This window comes from Pseudarthrobacter sp. MM222 (assembly GCF_947090775.1).
GTDB lineage: Bacteria > Actinomycetota > Actinomycetes > Actinomycetales > Micrococcaceae > Arthrobacter.
Genome location: NZ_OX352321.1, coordinates 2,670,934 through 2,687,908, shown reverse-complemented (window position 1 = coordinate 2,687,908; position 16,975 = coordinate 2,670,934). Strand labels below are relative to the sequence as shown.

Here is a 16,975-nt window from a genome sequence, read left to right as displayed (position 1 = left end):
CCACGCCTAGGTCACATCGCTGCCCCAGCGTCCTAGCGCGATGATCGCCTCACGCAAGGCAAGCCCGCGATCGGTCAGCGCATAAGCCCGGGTGTTGTGCCGGAGGGGCAGACGGGACAGTACCCCGGCCGCTTCGAGCTCGCGCAGGCGGGTCGCGAGAATGTTCGTCGGCACTCCGAGGTCGCGCTGCAGATCGCCGTAGCGCTGCGGCCCATCGAGCAGCCGCTCCACGATGAGCAGGGCCCACCGTGCTCCAACCATATCGAGGGCCGCGGCGAGGTCGCTCACTCGGTCGGATCGGCGTCCGGTTTCATCCAAAACGGCGAGTAGTGGTAGCCGTCAGGGTCGTCGAACTGGCGCTGGTACATGAAGGGGTAGTCGTCGATATCACCGATCCGCCCGCCGGCGGCACCGGCGCGCTCGACGAGCTCATCGACCGCCTGACGGCTGCCGAGGTCGAACGAGACCGTGACCTTCGAGGGCGTCTCTGGTCCGCCGACCAGCTCCTCGGCCCCGCCGACGCTCGCATACATCTCGCGGCTGCCGAGCATGACGTACTGCTCGGGCGCGATCGCGAAACATGACACCTTGTGATCGGACATTTCTGGGTTGAGGGTCCAGCCCAGGGCGGTGTAGAAGGCGGTCGCGCGCTCGACGCTCTCGACCGGGCAGGTGATGAAAAGGCTCATGCGGCTCATACTTGCAAAATGCAAGTCTGACGTCAAGATCTCGGCCGCGCGGTCCGGAAATTGCAGGCGTGTAGGAGCACGTTCAGAGGTACAGGCGAGTAATAGGGATCAGACCGTGCGTTGGGCATTGGTGCAGAGAGGGATCGGTTCACGGGCGGTGCCATACCTAGCTTGGCGAGGAGTGGTTTGTCGCGCTCCGTTGGGACCAGCCAGAAATTGTCTCGAAACCCTAGTGTTTTGAGACGGAAGGGTTACGAGACACCGAGTTGAAAGTTCCCTCCAGGCTGGGAAATAGGGATTCAGGCGCCTGGCCTGGTGTCATGTCCGGGGCGCAAGGCGATCCACAGGGCGCATCGCCGGCAAATGTAGGCGGGTTCATTGCCGAGCGCGTGGAGTTTGTGGCGCTTCATTTGCCGTCCACAGCAGGAGCACCGGTTCGCGCTGTCAGAGTCCACGGTTTCTCAGCGCTTCCAGTATCTGATCGACGGTCGGAACGCCGTCCATGCCGCTTGGTGTGGGGTAGATCCGGCATGCCAGTTCAGTGGTTGGGGCTGCGCCGGGGAAGATGTCGGTGCCATCCACGGTGATTGTGGGCGATCCGGAAAAGGCCGTTCCTGCCGTGTCTGCGGGAGATTTGATGGGCCGCAGGCGGATGGTGAGGTCCTGGCGCCCCAGGGCGGTCAGGGCAGTTTCTATCTGGGCGAGTGCTCTTGCAGTGTTGGGGCAGTCATTGATGTGCAGCAGTTCGATCTTCATGTGCTCCTCGTCATGTAACCGGAGGTTCCGGTGGCTTGCCAGGGTGTGGCTCTTGATGGCTTATCGGGGGCTGAGGGACAGTTGCAGGGCGTGGAAGTCGAAGTGGAGTGTCGGGTAGGCGTAGACGTCGGTGAGTGTCATTGTCGGGGCGAAGAACGGATCCCACCGATCCGGGAATGGCATTGATCTTGCCAGGGACCTGGAACTCTCGCGTTCGAGTCTGCGGGAAATTGCACTTATGGTGTGGTCGAGTTTCCGGCGCATTCGCTGCTTGTTGTAGACGAGGGCAGCGCCGCGGGAGCCCCAGTAGTTCACGACATCGAAGGGCCGTGTCCCGGCATTCAGGACGGCGGCAAAGGCTTTGCCGGCTGGTTCGGGGAGCCGGCTGATGACATGGACCAGCGGAAGCAGGGCGCGGACGACCATGTAGCCGAAAACCATGTGGAAGAGCAGTTCCTCGTTGGTCCACCGGGTTCCGTTGCTGCGCCTGCGAAGATCGGCGTCCCCGGCGTTCGTCAGCCAGGCATCGAGGTCATGGCTGGCGCGGCTGTAGCCGGCCAGGATTTCCGCCTTGGTTGGTTCCATGTCGTGCCTTCCGCTCCTGACGCCTGGATTCTGCTGGTTTCCCCGGGGCTATTCAGATGACGGGGGATCGGCGTTCGATCAGGACGGTGTCGCGCCACTGACCACTCAGGGGACCATGGGGCATCCGGGCGATGCGCTGCCGGCGTCCCACGATGACGTAGCCGTTGGCAAGGTGGAGCCTGAGGCTGGCTTCGTTCTCGGGAAAGACGCTGGCCTGGATGGTCCAGATCCCGTCACTCTCTGTGGACTTGGCCAGGGCCCGCAGCAGCGCTGCTCCCACGCCGAGTCCTCGCGCTTCGGCCGCGACATAGACGGAGTGTTCCACCACTCCGGAGTAGACAGGGCGGGCGGAGACGGGAGAGACGGCGGCCCAGCCCCGGATCCTGCCTTCCCCGTCCTCGGCCACGAGCCGGTGGCCAGGCAGTCCCGAGTCGTTGAACGGTTCCCAGCTTGGCGCTTCCGCCTCAAAGGTCGCGTGACCGGTGTCGATGCCCTCCTGGTAGATCCGCCGGACCGCTGGCCAGTCCGAGCGGGCCATGCTCCGGAGCGTGACCGCGGAAGTCATAGGTTGGTGAGGATGCCGACGACGCCGTCCAGTGCGCCGGGGGCCAGGGAGAAGTAGGCCCAGGTGCCACGCTTTTCGCGGTGCAGCAGACCGGCTTCGACCAGGACTTTCAGGTGGTGGGACACCGTGGGCTGGCTCAGGTCCAGCGGGTCGGTCAGGTCGCACACGCAGGTGGCCCCGGAGGAGGCGGCCTTGATGATGGAGAGCAGCCTGAGCCGGTTCGGGTCGGCCAGTGCCTTGAAGACCAGGGCCTGTTGCTTCGCTTCCTCGGGACCGAGGGTGGGCGCGCCCGCTGGCGGGCAGCAGACTTCATCCGTGACGGGCTCAAGAACGGGCAGCAACTTCATGTACCCATTATGCGCCAATATCGATATTCATCAATGTACCGTCCTGCAACTGCGCCGGCTCGAGCCGGTGCGGTTGCAGTCTAGGAGCCGGCCTTTCCGGCTTCGTGGGGGAGCACGACGTCGTCAGCGGCGCGGCCTGCCCAGGGAAACAGGAGGATGAGGAGGCCCAGGCCCGCTGCCGCCCCGATGAGCTGGGCGATGATGAAGCCGGGCACGGAGCCCGGTGCGATGCCGGCAAAGGTGTCGCTGAAGATGCGGCCGACTGTCACGGCGGGGTTGGCGAAGGACGTCGAGGACGTGAACCAGTACGCGGCCCCGATGTAGGCGCCCACCGCCGGTGCGGCGAGGACGCCCCGTTTGGTGGCGGCCAGGGTGAAGATCAGCAGGATGAGCCCGGCGGTCGCCACAACCTCACCGAGCAGATGCCCGCCGCTGGCACGGTCCTTGCCGGAGATGGAGGTCCCCACCTCGAACATGGCGTTGGCCACGACACTGCCGCTGGTGGCGCCCACGGTTTGCGCGACCACATAGGCGCCCAGCTCCGGAAGGGCCAGCCCCGTGCCGCTGCGCCGGCCCAGGACCCAGTCGACGAGCGACACTACCGGGTTGAAGTGCGCCCCGCTAACCGGGCCGAAGATGAGGATCAGCACGGTCAGGCCCAGCACGGTGGCGGTGCTGTTCTGCAGCAGCTGCAGGCCGACGTCGTTCGGGGAGAGCTGCTGCGCGGCGATCCCCGAACCCACGACGATCATCACGAGCAGGCTCGTGCCAAGAAGTTCGGCGACGGCACGGCGCCACAGCAGCGGTTGGTTGGAAGTCATGGCACCAAGCTTGACCCAAGAAATTAACTCAGTCAAAATTGAGTCAATGAAAACTGATTCAGTGGATGCTTTCCGGGCGCGGGTTGCCAAGCACGCGGCCCTTGCCGATCCTGCGCGGCTGCGGATCGTCGATCTGCTGACGCTGGGGGACTTCTCTCCGACGGAACTGCAAGCCGAGTTGGGCATGCCCTCGAACCTGCTGTCCCACCATCTGCGCACCCTGGAGGGTGCGGGCCTGGCCACCCGCCACCGCTCCGAAGCCGACAGGCGCCGCAGCTACATCCGCCTCGCCGCCGGCGCCCTCGATGGCCTCGCGCCCGGGGTGGAGCACGGCGCCGGGCGTGTCCTGTTTGTTTGCACCCGCAACAGCGCCCGCTCCCAGCTGGCCGCCGCGCTCTGGCAACAGGTCAGCGACATCCCCTCAGCCTCTGCGGGAACGCACCCGGCCGAGCGCATCGCGCCGGGGGCCGTCGATGTTGCCCGGCGGCATGGACTGCAGCTCGCAAACAGCTCACCGCGGAGGCTGGATGAGGTCGCCGGGGACGGGGACTTCGTCGTGACCGTGTGTGACAACGCCCACGAGGAACTTACCGGCCTGGCCGGCGTCCACTGGTCCGTGCCGGATCCGCTGGGGATCAACACCGAGGAAGCCTTCGAGAACGCCTTCACCGACATCTCCCACCGCATCAATGGCCTCGCGCCCAGGATGCACGCTGCCTAACGCCAAACAAACGTCCAGCGCTCCTCCGGGCCGCGATAAAACGGACCTCGCGTAAATATTGACAACCATCAATCTATCGTCCGATACTCCATACATCGATCAACATCAATATTCAGTGGCGATGCAGGACGAGCCGGACGTGACAACCGCACCAAGACCGTTTCACCCATCACCTAACTGATTCCAGGAGAAAACCCGTGACCACCGAAACCGCCAAGAAGCCCTCCGTCCTGTTCGTCTGCGTCCACAACGCCGGCCGGTCCCAGATGGCGGCAGCGTTCCTCACCACCCTCGGCAAGGGCCAGATCGAGGTCCGCTCCGCAGGGTCCCAGCCGGCTGAGAAGATCAACCCGGCCGCCGTTGAGGCCATGGCCGAGGTCGGCATCGACATGTCCGCCGAGGTCCCCAAGGTCCTCACCACCGAAGCCGTCAAGGAATCCGACGTGGTGATCACCATGGGCTGCGGTGACGAATGCCCGTACTTCCCGGGCAAGCGCTACGAAGACTGGGTCCTGGAAGACCCGGCCGGCAAGGGCGTCGAATCCGTCCGCCCCATCCGCGATGAGATCAAGACCCGCATCCAGGGCCTGATCGACTCCCTGATCCCGGCCGCCAAGTAGCCCCGAACCCCTGGAGGAGCACGGCATGAGCAACGAACAGCTGATCATCATCGGGTCCGGCCCGGCAGGTTACACCGCCGCGATCTACGCCGCCCGTGCCGGCCTGGAACCGCTGGTGCTGGCCGGCTCGGTCACGGCCGGCGGCGCGCTGATGAACACCACCGAGGTGGAGAACTTCCCCGGCTTCCCGGGCGGCATCCAGGGCCCGGAGCTGATGGACGGCCTGCAGGAGCAGGCCGAGAAATTCGGCGCGAAGGTCGTGTTCGACGACGTCACCGAAGTCCGGCTTGCCGGTCACCTGAAGACCGTGGTCACCGGCGGCGGCGAAACCCACCAGGCCCCCGCGGTCATCCTGGCCACCGGCTCGGCTTACAAGGAACTCGGCCTGCCCGAAGAGAAAAAGTTCAGCGGCCACGGCGTCTCCTGGTGCGCCACCTGCGACGGGTTCTTCTTCCGCGAGCAGGACATCATCGTCGTCGGCGGCGGTGATTCGGCGATGGAGGAAGCCACCTTCCTGACCAGGTTCGCGAAGTCCGTCACCGTCGTCGTCCGCAAGGGCGAACTGCGCGCCTCCCGCATCATGGCCCAGCGCGCCAAGGACAACCCCAAGATCAGCTTCGCCTGGAACTCCGCCATCACCGCCATCCACGGCGACGGGAAGGTCACCGGCGTTACGCTCACCGACACCCGGAACGGGGAGACCCGGCAGCAGGCGGCCACCGGGATTTTCGTGGCCATCGGGCACGTGCCGCGCACCGAGCTCGTGGCCGGGCAGGTGGAGCTCGATGCCGAGGGCTACATCAAGGTCGACGCGCCGACCACGGTCACCAACCTGTCCGGCGTGTTCGCCTGCGGGGACGCCGTGGACCACCGCTACCGCCAGGCCATCACCGCCGCCGGCACTGGCTGCGCCGCGGCCCTGGACGCCGAACGCTACCTGGCCGCGTTAGAGGACGCGGACAGCATCGCCACCGCGCTGGTGGAAGAACCTATCCACGCCTAGACCCGGACCAGGGGAGGGGGTGAGCTGAATGACGAACGGATGCTGCGGCGACTCCGGTTGCTGCGAGGACGATCAGGACTGCTGCTAACCCCGACCCGGGCACCTGCCGGCCCCACACCGGCCGGCAGGGCCCACCGACCACAACCGCGTTACCACTACGGATGAAAGAGGACACCATGGAGTCAGCGAAGAACCTTCCCGTCGCCGTGATCGGTGCCGGCCCCGTGGGCCTGGCCGCCGCAGCCCACCTGCTCGAACGCGGCCTCGAGCCGCTGATCCTCGAAGCCGGGACCTCGGCGGGCGCCGCCATCGAGCAGTGGCGCCACATCCGGCTGTTCTCACCGTGGCGGTTCAACATCGACGCCGCCGCCGTCCGCCTCCTCGAAACCTCAAACTGGGAGTCACCCCGCCCCACGGCCCTGCCCTACGGCGGCGAACTCATCGACAACTACCTCGCACCGCTGGCTGAGCTCCCGGCCATCAGTTCACGGCTGCAGACCGGCGCCCGCGTCATCGCCGTCACCCGTGCAGGCCTGGACAAGACCCACATCAAGGGCCGCGACACCACCCCCTTCACGGTCCGGGTCGAACACTCGGACGGCGAAACCCGCGACCACACCGTCGCAGCGGTCATCGACGCCTCCGGCACGTGGTCCACCCGGAACCCGCTGGGCACCTCCGGGCTGGCCGCCATCGGCGAAGACACCGCAGCAGCCCGAATCTCCTCACCGCTGCCCGACGTCACCGGCAGAGACCGCGCAACCTTCGCCGGCCGCCGCGTGCTCGTGGTCGGCGCCGGACACTCCGCGGCCAACACCCTGATCAACCTCGCAGACCTCGCCAAAGACGCCCCGGACACCCGCATCCTTTGGGCCATCCGCGGCGACTCCGCCGCCAAGGTTTATGGCGGCGGCGACGCCGATGGGCTGCCCGCCCGCGGCCAGCTCGGCGCCCGGGTCCGCCGCCTCGTCGAGGCCGGCACCATCGAGCTGCATGCAGGGTTCGGCATCGCTGCCCTGAAAACCCTCGACTCCGGCGTGACCGTCGAAGCGGTCGACGGCCGCACCCTGGACGCCGACGTCGTGGTGCCCTGCACCGGGTTCCGCCCGGACCTGGACATCCTCCGCGAAGTCCGGCTCCACCTGGACCCAGCCGTCGAAGCACCGGTGGAACTCGGCCCGCTCGTCGACCCTGAATTCCACTCCTGCGGCACCGTCCCGCCGCACGGCGCGAAACTCCTCGCCCACCCGGAGAAGGACTTCTACATTGTTGGGATGAAGTCCTACGGCCGGGCACCGACCTTCCTGCTGGCCACCGGCTACGAGCAGGTCCGCTCCGTCGCCGCAGCCCTCGCCGGGGACCGCGAAGCCGCGGACACCGTGCACCTGGCACTCCCCGAAACCGGCGTCTGCTCCACCGACGCCGGCACCAGCTGCGACGTCCCCGTCCCGGCCGCAGGAGAGGCCGCCGCCTCGGCTGCGGCTGAGCCCGGGTGCTGCGCCACACCGGAACCGGTGCTGGTCGGCTTCCCGACCGGGCTGGCCCATGGCCGCTCCGGCAGCAACTGACCGACGGTAAACCCAACCATTGGAGTGCTGCCATGACCGAGAACCGTGAAACCAGCCTGGGCCTGCAGGACAACACCGAGGTCCTGCACCGGATCAGCGCCCGCCTCGGCGAAAGGTTCGCCGGGATCTTCGCCGCCGAAACCGTCGAACGCTACGTCTTCGAGTCCTACACGGCCCTGGCCCGGACCGCGAAAATCACCACCTACCTGCCCGCCACCACCGAGCACTTCGCCAGCGACAGGCTCAGCGCGCTGGCCAAGTCCAAGGGAGCAATCGCCTCCGAGGTGCCCGAAGTCCTGTTCGTCTGCGTGCAGAACGCGGGCCGGTCCCAGATGGCCGCCGCCCTGCTCACCGTCGAAGCCAAGGGCAGGATCCACGTCCGTTCAGCAGGCTCCCTGCCGGCCGCCGAACTCGATCCCGCCGTCGTGGCAGTCATGACCGAGATGGGCCTGGACCTGTCACAGAACTACCCCAAACCGCTCACCGATGACGTCGTGCGCGCCTCCGACGTCGTCATCACCATGGGCTGCGGGGACTCCTGCCCGATCTACCCCGGCAAACGCTACGAGGACTGTTACCTCCCGGACCCGGCCGACCAGCCCCTCGCCACGGTCCGGGAGATCCGCGACCAGATCCATGACCGGGTCAAAACCCTGGTCGACTCACTCACAAAGGAAACAACGCTCTCATGACCCAGAAACACCCTGCTGTCCTGTTCGTGTGCAGCAAGAACGGCGGCAAATCCCAGCTCGCCGCCGGCCTCATGCGCGACCTCGCAGGAGACGCCGTCACCGTCTACTCCGCAGGCACCAAACCGGCCAAGGACCTGAACCCGCAGGCCGTGGAGTCCCTGACCGAACTGGGCATCGACGTCACCGGCGAATACCCGAAACCGGTGACCGACGAGGTCCTGGACACGGTGGATGCCGTCGTCGTCCTGGGAACCGAAGCGAAGCTCGAGCCGCGCGAAGGTGTCCGTTTCGAGGTCTGGGAAACGGACGAGCCTTCCGAACGCGGCATCGAAGGCATGGAACGCATGCGCCTGGTCCGGGACGACATCAAGGCCCGCGTCCAGAAGCTGCACGCGGAGCTCACCGGGAAGTAACCATGCCCGCCCCTGCGGTATCCCGGACACTGGTCGCGGAGGGTGCACCACGCGGCGGCCTCGCCGCGCTGTGCATCACCCAGACCACCGCATGGGGCGTGCTCTACTACGCACTGCTCGCCGCCGTCCGGCCGATCAGCGAGGACACCGGCTGGGACCCGGCCCTGGTCACGGGGGCCTTTTCCGCCGGGCTGGTCGTATCCGCGGTCGCCGGAATCGCCGTTGGCCGACTCCTGGACAGGACGGGCCCCCGCAACCTGATGATCGGCGGATCCTTCATTGGTGTCCTCGGCCTGGCCACGGTCAGCGCGGCGCCGAACCTGCCCCTGTTCGCGGCCGCATGGCTGCTGGCCGGAACCGCGCAGGCCGCGGTGCTGTACCAACCGGCCTTCACCGTGATCAGCCGCTGGTACGGACCCGACCGGGTGCGGCCGCTGACGGTACTGACCCTCGTTGCCGGTTTTGCGTCCACGATTTTCGCCCCGCTCACCGCGGCCCTGTGCGCCGGGTTGGGCTGGCGGGGCGCCTTCCTCCTCCTCGCCGCCGTGCTGGCCTCGGTCACCATCCCGCTGCACGCCCGCTATCTGAACCGGACCTGGACGCACACGCTGCCCGGAACGCACGCGGCCGAGGACCGGGCGGGTGTGCGCTCCATCCTGCGCAGCGCCGAATTCCTCGGTCTGCAGGCACTCATGGTCCTGCTCTGCCTCGGCCTCTACACCGTGACGCTGAACATCATCCCCCTGCTGATGGAAAAAGGAACCGACTACACTCTGGCCGCCCTCGGCCTCGGACTCGTCGGAGCAGGCCAGGTTGCCGGGCGGCTGCTCTTCGCCGCAATCCCCGCTCATGCACGCATCCTGGTCATCACCGGAACCGCCAGCGGCGCCAGCCTTCTGCTCGCACTCCTGCCCGGACCTGCGCCCCTGCTCATCACCACCGGCATGCTCGCCGGAGCCGTCCGCGGCTGCCAGACCCTGCTGCAGGCCACCATCGTGGGTGACCGGTGGGCAACCAGCAGCATCGGCACCCTGCAAGGCATCTTCGCCGCGCCCCTGACCATCGTCACAGCCCTCGCCCCGGCCGCCGGCCCGGTCATAGCCGCCTGGCTTGGCAGCTATACGGCCATGGCCTACGCCATGGCGGCAGCCACCGGGCTCGCAGCGCTCACCGCTTTCGCCGTGAACCTCAACAGAGGTTCGCGTGTTTGATGAGGAATGGCCTGACGGGCCCGTCGTGCTCGGCGTCGGCTGGGACTGTTCAGAGCATCTAATCCGGACGGCGGTTGCCCTTGCAGGCGATCTGGGACAGCATCTCGTTTGCGCCTTCGTGGACCCCGCCAGCTACCTGACGGAATGGGAACCGGCAGTTCAACGGACTGTTCTTTCCCTGGACCCGGCCATCAATGACGAGGCCGACTTCCCGTTCAAGCAGCTGCAACGGAAGCTGGGATGCATCCTCGGGCAGCCGGGGGAGACTTGGTCCTTCCGCGTTCTCAACGGCGACGTCTCCAAAGCCCTTAGCCGCCTGGCCGAGAGCACCGGAGCATCACTGATCATCGTCGGCGCCGACCGGCCCGGGTCATTGGCGTGCGTGGACAGGACTCTCGAAGGATCCGTGTCCGCGTCACTGACCCACCAACAGCGGCACCCGGTCCTCATCATTCCCTAACCCCGCCAGCGGCCATGGACCAGGTCAGATATGCCGGTCAGCATAGGGCACTGTCATGGTGAAACGGATCCCGAACGCGGTTGCGGGGATTCGAGGCGCGCTCTCGCTGTGGAAAGCGGACGTTCAGTTTTTCAACTGCTCGGCCCCGCCCCTTGTTGCGAACTTGCGGCTGGTTAGGTGGTGTGACTCAGGCTCGGGCACGATGATCGGAACGATGCGTACCAGGACGACCATGGCGACCAGTTCGACGAGTGTCTGGGTGACGACGGCCAGCGGGGCGATGCTCAGAGCGGGCGGCAGGGCCAGGGCCAGGGGGAGGACGACGAGGGAGTTGCGGGTGGTCGCGGAGAACATGGCGGCCCGGGTGCTAGGGACGTCGAGGCGCGCGGCCAGTCCTGCGACTTTTCCTATGATGACGGCGATGATGACGAAGGCGACGTAGAGGGGGATAACGCGGGTGAGATTGAGGACCTGGGAGCCTACTGCTGCGATCTGGGATCCGATGACGACCGCGAGGGTGACCATCATCAGGGGCACCATGGCCCCGGCCATGATCTTTTCTATCGCTTGACCTGCACGGTGCCGGCGGGCGATGCCCTGCACGACGGCGGCCGAGGCCAGGGGCAGCACGATCAGCAGGAGGAATGCCTTGAGGAACGGTCCGGCGTCGATTACGTTCAGGACGTCACTGCCGGCGAAGAGGAACAGATAGACCGGGAGCAGGAGGATCTGCACCAACATCAGCAGCGGGGTCGCGGCGAGCAGGCGGGCGCTGGCGCCGCCGGCGATCCCGCTGAACACGATGACGTAGTCGATGCATGGGGTCAGCAGTACCAGCAGGACGCCGACCATCAGCCCGCGGTCGTCCGCGACGAAGCGGGAAAGCCCGAACACGACGGCGGGGATGATGATGAAGTTCGCGACGAGCACCGTGCCCAGGAAGCGTATGTCGCGGAATGCTTTGCCGACCTCGATAAGGGGGACGGCGAGGAACGTGGCGAACAGCAGCAGGATCAGCACCGGTTCGATGGAATGCTCCAGGGCGGGCGCGAGCTGCGGTGCAGCCAAACCGACCGCTGCGCCGGCTAGGATCGCGGCCATGTAGAGCAGGACCTGGTGGTCGTCCCACCAGCCGATAATGCGGTGCATGGTCACCGTGTTCCTTCGTTTTCTGTTGGCAGTGGGATAGCTTCTGCGGTGATGCAGGTGTCCTGCCTGGTGCCGAGGAGTGCGCATTCGGAGCGGCAGGAGCGTCCGCTGTCCGGACACGCGCCAACCCTGGTTACTGCGGCATCGAGCCGGTCCCGCAGGAGCTGCAGGTTCGCCAGGCGTTTGTCGACCTCGAGCAGCCTTTGCCGGAGCTTGGGGTGAAGAACCTCGCGCACCTGCGTGCAACTCTCACCCTCGATGAGGGTCAGAAGCTCGACAATTTCGGGCAGTGACATGTCCAGCTGTTTTGCGGCCTCGATGAACGACAGCTGGCCGAGCGCATCCTCGTCGTAGTCGCGGTACCCGTTAGTGCCCCGCTTCGCTGTGACCAGCCCTACCGACTCGTAATAGCGCAGCGTCGTCGCAGGGACCCCCGACGCTGTTGCCAGCTCTGAAATTCGCACGCTGTCTAGCGTAGACCTTCGAGTGCACTCGAAGGTCCAGTCCGTGCTGGCCTTTCTCTCAGGAGTGCCGGCGGTGAGGACTGTGGCAGCACCTGATGCGGGCCATATCGTTGATGCATGAGCGAGTCGGACGAGCACAACAAGCGTGTCGTTTCCATGCTGGTGGAGGCAATCAGCCGTGGGGACCTGGCAGTGTTTGACGAGGTTTATACCGCGGAGGCCGCCGCGAAAGCCCGTCAGTGGGTCAGGCCATTTCTGGAGTCTTTTCCCGATGTCAGGATGGACGTCGTCCAGATGGTCGCTGATGGCGATACCGTCGTTGCAAGGCTGCGCTGTTCAGGTACTCATCTTGGTCTCTGGCGCGGGCATGCCCCGACCGGCAGGCGCTTTGAGCGGGTGGACGAGGTGTACTTCTTTTCCTTCAAGGATGGGCTGATCAGTGGCAGTTGGGGCATCGAGGACAACCTGAAACGCTTCGGCCAACTCGGCCTCACCCTCTGGACGAGACGCCTCATATCCCTTGAGATACGAGGCGTCTCGTCCAGAGGAAAGCAACGGGCCCGTAAGGTTCTAGTTCCGGTGCCATCACATGGCTTTCCCAGCACCAGGCCATTCTCATAACTATGTCTCGAAGCCCTTTGGTGGAATCGGCATACTAATCATTAGTTACGAGACACACTCGGAGGCAGGCATGTCGAAACTTATTGGGTATGCACGCGTTTCGACACGGCAGCAGTCCACGGACCGGCAGCGGGCGGATCTCCTGGCCGCCGGCGTTCGACCCGATGACCTGTACATCGATTAGGGAGTCTCCGGAGCGCGTGCGTCGCGACCACAGTTCGATCGGGCATTCGACGCGCTCATCCAGGGTGGCACCCTTGTCATCGCGACTTTGGACCGGCTCGGCCGATCCACCCAAAACATGCTTGCCTTCGCGGATGAACTCCGCAGCAGAGGCGCTGGCCTGCGCGTGCTGAACCTGGGCGGAGGCGACGTCGACACCGCGACGCCGATGGGTTCAATGTTGTTCACGATCATGGCCGCTCTCGCGCAGATGGAATACGAAATCAAGCGCGAACGCGTCACGGATTCCATCGAATAGCGAAGAGAGGCGGGCATGAGTCTTGGCGGGCGGCCCCGTCGGGTTACCGATAGTCAGATTCGAACTGCTGTCCGATTGGTATTCATGGATAACCCGAATTGACCCCAGATATCGACAGAGGCCTAGCGGGTGGCGCGGGAGCTTTGCGCTGGTCTGAAGTAGTCGGTCAGGAATCCTGCCAGGATACTGGCCAGGATCACTAGGGCGGCCGGCTGGAGCGAGATCGGCCCCACGAAGTCGCGAATGTCGATTTTGAACAGAAGCATCAGAAGGACCGCGAGGAGAAGGTAGGCAATTGCCAAGGCTGTCCCGATGCTTGTGATGTTTCTTCCCAGCGTGCTCCGTTTCGCCTTCGGGAACTGCTTCGCATACTCATCTGCGGGGCCGAATTCTGCCGCCGCTGGGGTCCCTGTAGCTTCCTGATGGGCTTGCACATCGTCGAGCACATCCGTGATCTCGGATTCTGACAACCCACGAAGCCTCAGGTGGAAGGTCAGATTTCGCTTGTAACTCATGGCTGTTCCTGTCGGATTGTTCGGATTTTGGTGAGGGTCTGGCTCATCCGGTGCCAAGCTGCTGAGGTCCGGGCCAGCTCGTCGAGGCCTTGTTCAGTGATTGTGAACCGCTTGCGGCCCGGACCCGCTAGGTCGTGCTGCCAAGTGTGCTCAACAAAGCCGTGGTCTTCCAGTCGCTTCAGCAGTGGATATAAGGTTCCCCCCTTGATCCGTGCGAAGCCGTGCTGCCGAAGGATCTCGGCTAAGGCATAACCGTGACTTTCCCCATGACTGAGCACTGCGAGCACAGCCTGCGGTAGCGCCGCCCGAATCAGCTCCTGGTCAAGGTCGAGATCTTCCATATCTTGGATAGTGCCACTAACTATGTAGGTTGGCAACCAGCTAGTGAGTTATATGTCCCGTACGCAGCAAATTCCTGTGTTGCTGCTACATTCCGGGAAAACTGTTGCGACGATCGTTGGAAACCACCGATCAGCGACCGCTGCGGGTGGTCGCCGCTGCACAAGGCATCATCAACTCTGCCTTGGCCGTCACCAGGTTGTTGTGGCCCAACCCGCCAGCACGACCGCACGAAGAATCCCTTGGAGGGCCAAGCGGAACGGCAGCGACAGTGGACTTTGACCAGGGGTCGCACGCTGGGAAAGCTTCGGCGAGATCAATGAACAAACTTCTCCGCTTGGTGCCCGCAGGGTTAGAAACTCCTTAGAGCATTTCGACGAATACCTCGATGGCTTCCTCTTCGACATAAAGGAGGGGCGCCGCCCATACGTCATCATGGGCATGGTCGTGGCCCCTCGGGACTCGATAGACTTCGGCGGCCAGCCGCCCACATTTTGCGCCTCGTGGATAACCATTCGAAGGAGGTGTGGGTACTGGAAGAGTCGATCGCGATACAGCCTCTGGTCAACTAAGTTGAACGGATCGAAAGCATCGCGAAGGAGTGGCTCTACAAACACAACCGGGGCCGGTATGCATCTGCTCCTCCGAGGCCTGTCCCGATGCCGCCACCGGCTAGGACCGGTTCAATCGCCGCCCCAGCTACGACGTGGAACGCGAAGCAGTTACCTCCCCTTCCTCCTTTTCCAGACCGCTCCGGAGGCGGGTGACCTATCCCGATGGATGATTAAAGCCGCAACGACTAATCACTCAATATCCCCGGAATGTGGTGTAGCCGTGAGTTCGCGATTCCTGCAGAACCTCACTATGGGGGTGCCGGCATACCTCGGCCGAGAAACCTCGTCGTGCAGGCATAAGAACCTGTATGACGGGGTTTTTTGTTTGTGCAGTGGAGGGTGGGCCTCAGCGACGTCGAACATTTTTGTCGCACCCCCGGGCAGAATGTAGTCATGGAAGCCGTTCGGGATTTCCTCCCGTTCCAGGACACGGACAAGGCCGCAGGCCAGGTCCAGCATCGCGGCGTGGACGCCGGTGTTGCCGACGCCCTCGCGGCGCTCCAGGCGGCGAGTTCGACGGCGGTGGCGGACGCGGCGTTCTGGGGATTCCGGGCCGCGTCCGACTTCGCCGGCCGGGTGGAGGAACTCTCCCGGACCGTGGAGTATTTCCAGCTCGTCGCGGCCGCGGCCGTGAACCGTACCCGGCGGCAGGCCACGGCCGAAGCTGGAAACAGCCGGGGCGCCGGGACGCCGGGCTGGACTACCGGCTGGCAGGACACGTCCGCCGGTGGTGCCGGCGCCGGGATCTTGGGCGCTTCAACAGCTGCCGCCTCGGATGGTTCCCAGGCCGGGAGTGACGCCGAGGCCGTGGATGACGGGTACCGGAATACCGCGGAGTTCCTGCGGGCCCGGTTGCGGATCAGCGCCGCGGAAGCACGGCGCCGGCTCACCCTCGCGGCGGACCTGCTGCCACGGACCGGGCTCGGCGGCCAACAGCTGCTGCCGCCGGTCCGGGAGGAGCTCGGCGCCGCGGTCGCGTCCTCCGAGGTCGCGTCCCGGGCCGCGAGCATCATCACCGTCGCGCTGGACCGGGTCCGGCACGCCTGCGACGTCGAGACCTCGGCGCGGATGGAACATGCCCTGACCCGGACCGCGGCCGAAAACGACCCCGACTTCCTCGTCCGCGTCGCCCGGAGCTGGACCGACGCAATCGACCAGGACGGCGCCGAACCCTCCGAGGAACTGCTCCGCCAGCTCCAGGGCGCCTTCATCCGCAAACCCCGCCACGGCCTGCACCACCTGGAGATCTTCGCGACCGCCGAACAGTTCGAACACCTCCTCACCGTGATGAACACCGCCGCCAACCCGAGAACGAACGCCCCGACGCCCCGGCCGCCTCGCGGTTGGCGGGCGACTCCAACGAGCCCGACGCTGATGACACTGCCGCCGGAGACAGTGACGTTTCCCGGCAGGACCCTGACGCCGAAAAGGCCGCAGGCCACAGCCCTGCCAACGGCGGCTCCGCCTCAGGCCCTGCCACAGCCGCCGTTTCGGCTTCCACCGGTGTGGTGGCCGCAGCTGCTGCGGGTGGGAGCGTGTCTGCGGTTGCGGACGACCCTGCGGCTCCGGACGGCGACTGGGCTGCGCCCGCCACCCCTGTTGCCGGTTTCCCGGAAACGGACCCGCCCGCAGTCCTGGATCTCCGCACACGGCCGCAGAAACTGCTCGACGGCCTCGTCGGGGCGTGCAAGGCGGCCCTCGCCGCCAGGTCCCTGCCCGCCGCCGGCGGACTCCGCCCGCAGGTCATGGTCACCATCGACTACCGCGACCTCCTGGCCCGGCTCGGAGCCACCCCGCACGACCCGGCAGAGGCATACCCGGATCTTGGGCGGACCGCGGAACGCACCGGAACAATGCTGTTCAGCGGCCCCGTCACCGCCTCGACCGCCCGGAAGATCGCGTGCGACGCCGACATCATCCCGGTCGTGCTCGGCGGCGAGGGCAGGATCCTGGACATCGGCCGGAGCTCCAGGATCTTTCCGCCCCACATCCGCAAAGCCCTCACCGCCCGAGACCAGGGCTGCAGCTTCCCCGGCTGCACCATCCCGGCGCCCTGGTGCGAGGCCCACCACATCAGCTACTGGTCCCGCGGCGGCAGCACCGGAACCGACAACGGGACGCTGCTCTGTTCCCACCACCACCATCTGATCCACAAGGAACACTGGACCATCGAGCTCCGCACCGGAGTCCCGTGGTTCATCCCGCCCCCGCATCTGGACCCCCGCCAGCGACCCCGCCGCAACACCTACTTCCAGCCCGACGGCCACCCCCTAAGAGCCTGACGACCCGGCTCCGCGACGGGGTGGATCAGGTCACGACGAGGTCAGTCCATAAAGTCGTT

General features: G+C 65.6%; 20 protein-coding genes and 2 pseudogenes. 11 read left to right on the top strand and 11 right to left on the bottom strand.

Annotated elements, in window-relative coordinates; translation table 11 throughout:
• Positions 1–6: 6 nt before the first annotated feature.
• The 7 genes from OM977_RS12300 to OM977_RS12270 all read right to left on the bottom strand — a co-directional run bounded on the left by OM977_RS12300 (position 7) and on the right by OM977_RS12270 (position 3,763).
• Positions 7–288: a winged helix-turn-helix transcriptional regulator gene (locus OM977_RS12300; RefSeq protein WP_264354237.1), complete on the bottom strand. Its 282-nt coding sequence runs from the start codon at positions 286–288 to the stop codon at positions 7–9.
• Positions 285–689, bottom strand: coding sequence for a VOC family protein (locus OM977_RS12295; RefSeq protein WP_264354236.1), 405 nt, complete (start codon positions 687–689; stop codon positions 285–287). Before OM977_RS12295 ends, OM977_RS12300 begins: the two co-directional genes overlap by 4 nt.
• A 444-nt stretch (positions 690–1,133) precedes the next feature.
• Positions 1,134–1,445, bottom strand: coding sequence for a thioredoxin family protein (locus OM977_RS12290; RefSeq protein ID WP_264354235.1), 312 nt, complete (start codon positions 1,443–1,445; stop codon positions 1,134–1,136).
• 60 nt (positions 1,446–1,505) lie between these two features.
• Positions 1,506–2,030: a DinB family protein gene (locus tag OM977_RS12285; RefSeq protein ID WP_264354234.1), complete on the bottom strand. Its 525-nt coding sequence runs from the start codon at positions 2,028–2,030 to the stop codon at positions 1,506–1,508.
• A 52-nt stretch (positions 2,031–2,082) separates the two neighbouring features.
• The gene (locus OM977_RS12280) at positions 2,083–2,595 is read right to left on the bottom strand and encodes a GNAT family N-acetyltransferase (protein ID WP_264354233.1); all 513 of its coding nucleotides are present in this window, start codon (positions 2,593–2,595) and stop codon (positions 2,083–2,085) included.
• A complete protein-coding gene (locus OM977_RS12275) occupies positions 2,592–2,942 on the bottom strand; it encodes an ArsR/SmtB family transcription factor (protein WP_264354232.1) in 351 nt (116 codons plus the stop codon). The genes OM977_RS12280 and OM977_RS12275 overlap by 4 nt, the downstream gene beginning before the upstream one ends.
• Before the next feature lie 80 nt (positions 2,943–3,022).
• Positions 3,023–3,763, bottom strand: coding sequence for an aquaporin (locus OM977_RS12270; protein WP_264354231.1), 741 nt, complete (start codon positions 3,761–3,763; stop codon positions 3,023–3,025).
• Positions 3,764–3,809: 46 nt separating this feature from the next.
• Here OM977_RS12270 and OM977_RS12265 point away from each other — a divergent pair, with 46 nt between their 5' ends.
• The 8 genes from OM977_RS12265 to OM977_RS12230 all read left to right on the top strand — a co-directional run bounded on the left by OM977_RS12265 (position 3,810) and on the right by OM977_RS12230 (position 10,451).
• The gene (locus OM977_RS12265) at positions 3,810–4,484 is read left to right on the top strand and encodes an arsenate reductase/protein-tyrosine-phosphatase family protein (protein WP_264354230.1); all 675 of its coding nucleotides are present in this window, start codon (positions 3,810–3,812) and stop codon (positions 4,482–4,484) included.
• A gap of 197 nt (positions 4,485–4,681) precedes the next feature.
• Positions 4,682–5,104, top strand: a complete 423-nt coding sequence (locus tag OM977_RS12260) for an arsenate reductase ArsC (RefSeq protein ID WP_264354229.1) — start codon at positions 4,682–4,684, stop codon at positions 5,102–5,104.
• A gap of 25 nt (positions 5,105–5,129) precedes the next feature.
• Positions 5,130–6,107, top strand: a complete 978-nt coding sequence (gene trxB, locus OM977_RS12255) for a thioredoxin-disulfide reductase (RefSeq protein WP_264354228.1) — start codon at positions 5,130–5,132, stop codon at positions 6,105–6,107.
• 176 nt (positions 6,108–6,283) lie between these two features.
• Positions 6,284–7,675, top strand: a complete 1,392-nt coding sequence (locus OM977_RS12250) for an NAD(P)-binding domain-containing protein (protein WP_264354227.1) — start codon at positions 6,284–6,286, stop codon at positions 7,673–7,675.
• Between the two features lie 32 nt (positions 7,676–7,707).
• Positions 7,708–8,367, top strand: coding sequence for an arsenate reductase ArsC (locus OM977_RS12245; protein ID WP_264354226.1), 660 nt, complete (start codon positions 7,708–7,710; stop codon positions 8,365–8,367).
• Complete coding sequence (locus OM977_RS12240) at positions 8,364–8,780, top strand: arsenate-mycothiol transferase ArsC (protein ID WP_264354225.1); 417 nt, start codon at positions 8,364–8,366, stop codon at positions 8,778–8,780. The genes OM977_RS12245 and OM977_RS12240 overlap by 4 nt, the downstream gene beginning before the upstream one ends.
• A 2-nt stretch (positions 8,781–8,782) precedes the next feature.
• Complete coding sequence (locus OM977_RS12235) at positions 8,783–9,991, top strand: MFS transporter (protein WP_264354224.1); 1,209 nt, start codon at positions 8,783–8,785, stop codon at positions 9,989–9,991.
• On the top strand, positions 9,984–10,451 hold the full coding sequence (locus OM977_RS12230) for a universal stress protein (protein WP_264354223.1): 468 nt from the start codon (positions 9,984–9,986) through the stop codon (positions 10,449–10,451). The genes OM977_RS12235 and OM977_RS12230 overlap by 8 nt, the downstream gene beginning before the upstream one ends.
• Before the next feature lie 123 nt (positions 10,452–10,574).
• Here the strand turns inward: OM977_RS12230 and OM977_RS12225 are convergent, their stop codons facing one another.
• Both OM977_RS12225 and OM977_RS12220 read right to left on the bottom strand, forming a co-directional pair.
• Positions 10,575–11,600 carry an arsenic resistance protein gene (locus OM977_RS12225; RefSeq protein ID WP_264354222.1) on the bottom strand — a complete coding sequence of 342 codons (1,026 nt, stop codon included), beginning with the start codon at positions 11,598–11,600 and terminating at the stop codon, positions 10,575–10,577.
• Positions 11,601–11,602: 2 nt separating this feature from the next.
• On the bottom strand, positions 11,603–12,064 hold the full coding sequence (locus OM977_RS12220; protein WP_264354221.1) for a MerR family transcriptional regulator: 462 nt from the start codon (positions 12,062–12,064) through the stop codon (positions 11,603–11,605).
• A gap of 117 nt (positions 12,065–12,181) precedes the next feature.
• On the opposite strand from OM977_RS12220, the gene OM977_RS12215 reads away from it, so the two are divergent.
• A complete protein-coding gene (locus tag OM977_RS12215; RefSeq protein ID WP_264354220.1) occupies positions 12,182–12,685 on the top strand; it encodes an ester cyclase in 504 nt (167 codons plus the stop codon).
• Positions 12,686–12,755: 70 nt separating this feature from the next.
• Positions 12,756–13,247 (top strand): annotated as a pseudogene (locus tag OM977_RS12210) (recombinase family protein); the annotation flags it as partial.
• A gap of 41 nt (positions 13,248–13,288) precedes the next feature.
• On the opposite strand, the gene OM977_RS12205 reads toward OM977_RS12210, so the two are convergent.
• Positions 13,289–13,681, bottom strand: coding sequence for a hypothetical protein (locus OM977_RS12205; RefSeq protein ID WP_264354219.1), 393 nt, complete (start codon positions 13,679–13,681; stop codon positions 13,289–13,291).
• The gene (locus OM977_RS12200) at positions 13,678–14,022 is read right to left on the bottom strand and encodes a PadR family transcriptional regulator (protein ID WP_264354218.1); all 345 of its coding nucleotides are present in this window, start codon (positions 14,020–14,022) and stop codon (positions 13,678–13,680) included. The genes OM977_RS12205 and OM977_RS12200 overlap by 4 nt, the downstream gene beginning before the upstream one ends.
• Before the next feature lie 1,134 nt (positions 14,023–15,156).
• On the opposite strand from OM977_RS12200, the pseudogene OM977_RS19750 reads away from it, so the two are divergent.
• Positions 15,157–16,905, top strand: a pseudogene (locus tag OM977_RS19750) (DUF222 domain-containing protein); the annotation flags it as partial.
• Positions 16,906–16,975: the final 70 nt, after the last annotated feature.

Excerpts from the sequence above, each read along its gene's own strand:
- OM977_RS12295 (WP_264354236.1), bottom strand. The coding sequence starts at position 689 with ATGAGCCTTTTCATCACCTGCCCGGTCGAGAGCGTCGAGCGCGCGACC.
- OM977_RS12290 (WP_264354235.1), bottom strand. The coding sequence starts at position 1,445 with ATGAAGATCGAACTGCTGCACATCAATGACTGCCCCAACACTGCAAGA.
- OM977_RS12285 (WP_264354234.1), bottom strand. The coding sequence starts at position 2,030 with ATGGAACCAACCAAGGCGGAAATCCTGGCCGGCTACAGCCGCGCCAGC.
- OM977_RS12280 (WP_264354233.1), bottom strand. The coding sequence starts at position 2,595 with ATGACTTCCGCGGTCACGCTCCGGAGCATGGCCCGCTCGGACTGGCCA.
- OM977_RS12275 (WP_264354232.1), bottom strand. The coding sequence starts at position 2,942 with ATGAAGTTGCTGCCCGTTCTTGAGCCCGTCACGGATGAAGTCTGCTGC.
- OM977_RS12270 (WP_264354231.1), bottom strand. The coding sequence starts at position 3,763 with ATGACTTCCAACCAACCGCTGCTGTGGCGCCGTGCCGTCGCCGAACTT.
- OM977_RS12265 (WP_264354230.1), top strand. The coding sequence starts at position 3,810 with ATGAAAACTGATTCAGTGGATGCTTTCCGGGCGCGGGTTGCCAAGCAC.
- trxB (WP_264354228.1), top strand. The coding sequence starts at position 5,130 with ATGAGCAACGAACAGCTGATCATCATCGGGTCCGGCCCGGCAGGTTAC.
- OM977_RS12250 (WP_264354227.1), top strand. The coding sequence starts at position 6,284 with ATGGAGTCAGCGAAGAACCTTCCCGTCGCCGTGATCGGTGCCGGCCCC.
- OM977_RS12245 (WP_264354226.1), top strand. The coding sequence starts at position 7,708 with ATGACCGAGAACCGTGAAACCAGCCTGGGCCTGCAGGACAACACCGAG.
- OM977_RS12240 (WP_264354225.1), top strand. The coding sequence starts at position 8,364 with ATGACCCAGAAACACCCTGCTGTCCTGTTCGTGTGCAGCAAGAACGGC.
- OM977_RS12235 (WP_264354224.1), top strand. The coding sequence starts at position 8,783 with ATGCCCGCCCCTGCGGTATCCCGGACACTGGTCGCGGAGGGTGCACCA.
- OM977_RS12225 (WP_264354222.1), bottom strand. The coding sequence starts at position 11,600 with ATGCACCGCATTATCGGCTGGTGGGACGACCACCAGGTCCTGCTCTAC.
- OM977_RS12215 (WP_264354220.1), top strand. The coding sequence starts at position 12,182 with ATGAGCGAGTCGGACGAGCACAACAAGCGTGTCGTTTCCATGCTGGTG.
- OM977_RS12205 (WP_264354219.1), bottom strand. The coding sequence starts at position 13,681 with ATGAGTTACAAGCGAAATCTGACCTTCCACCTGAGGCTTCGTGGGTTG.
- OM977_RS12200 (WP_264354218.1), bottom strand. The coding sequence starts at position 14,022 with ATGGAAGATCTCGACCTTGACCAGGAGCTGATTCGGGCGGCGCTACCG.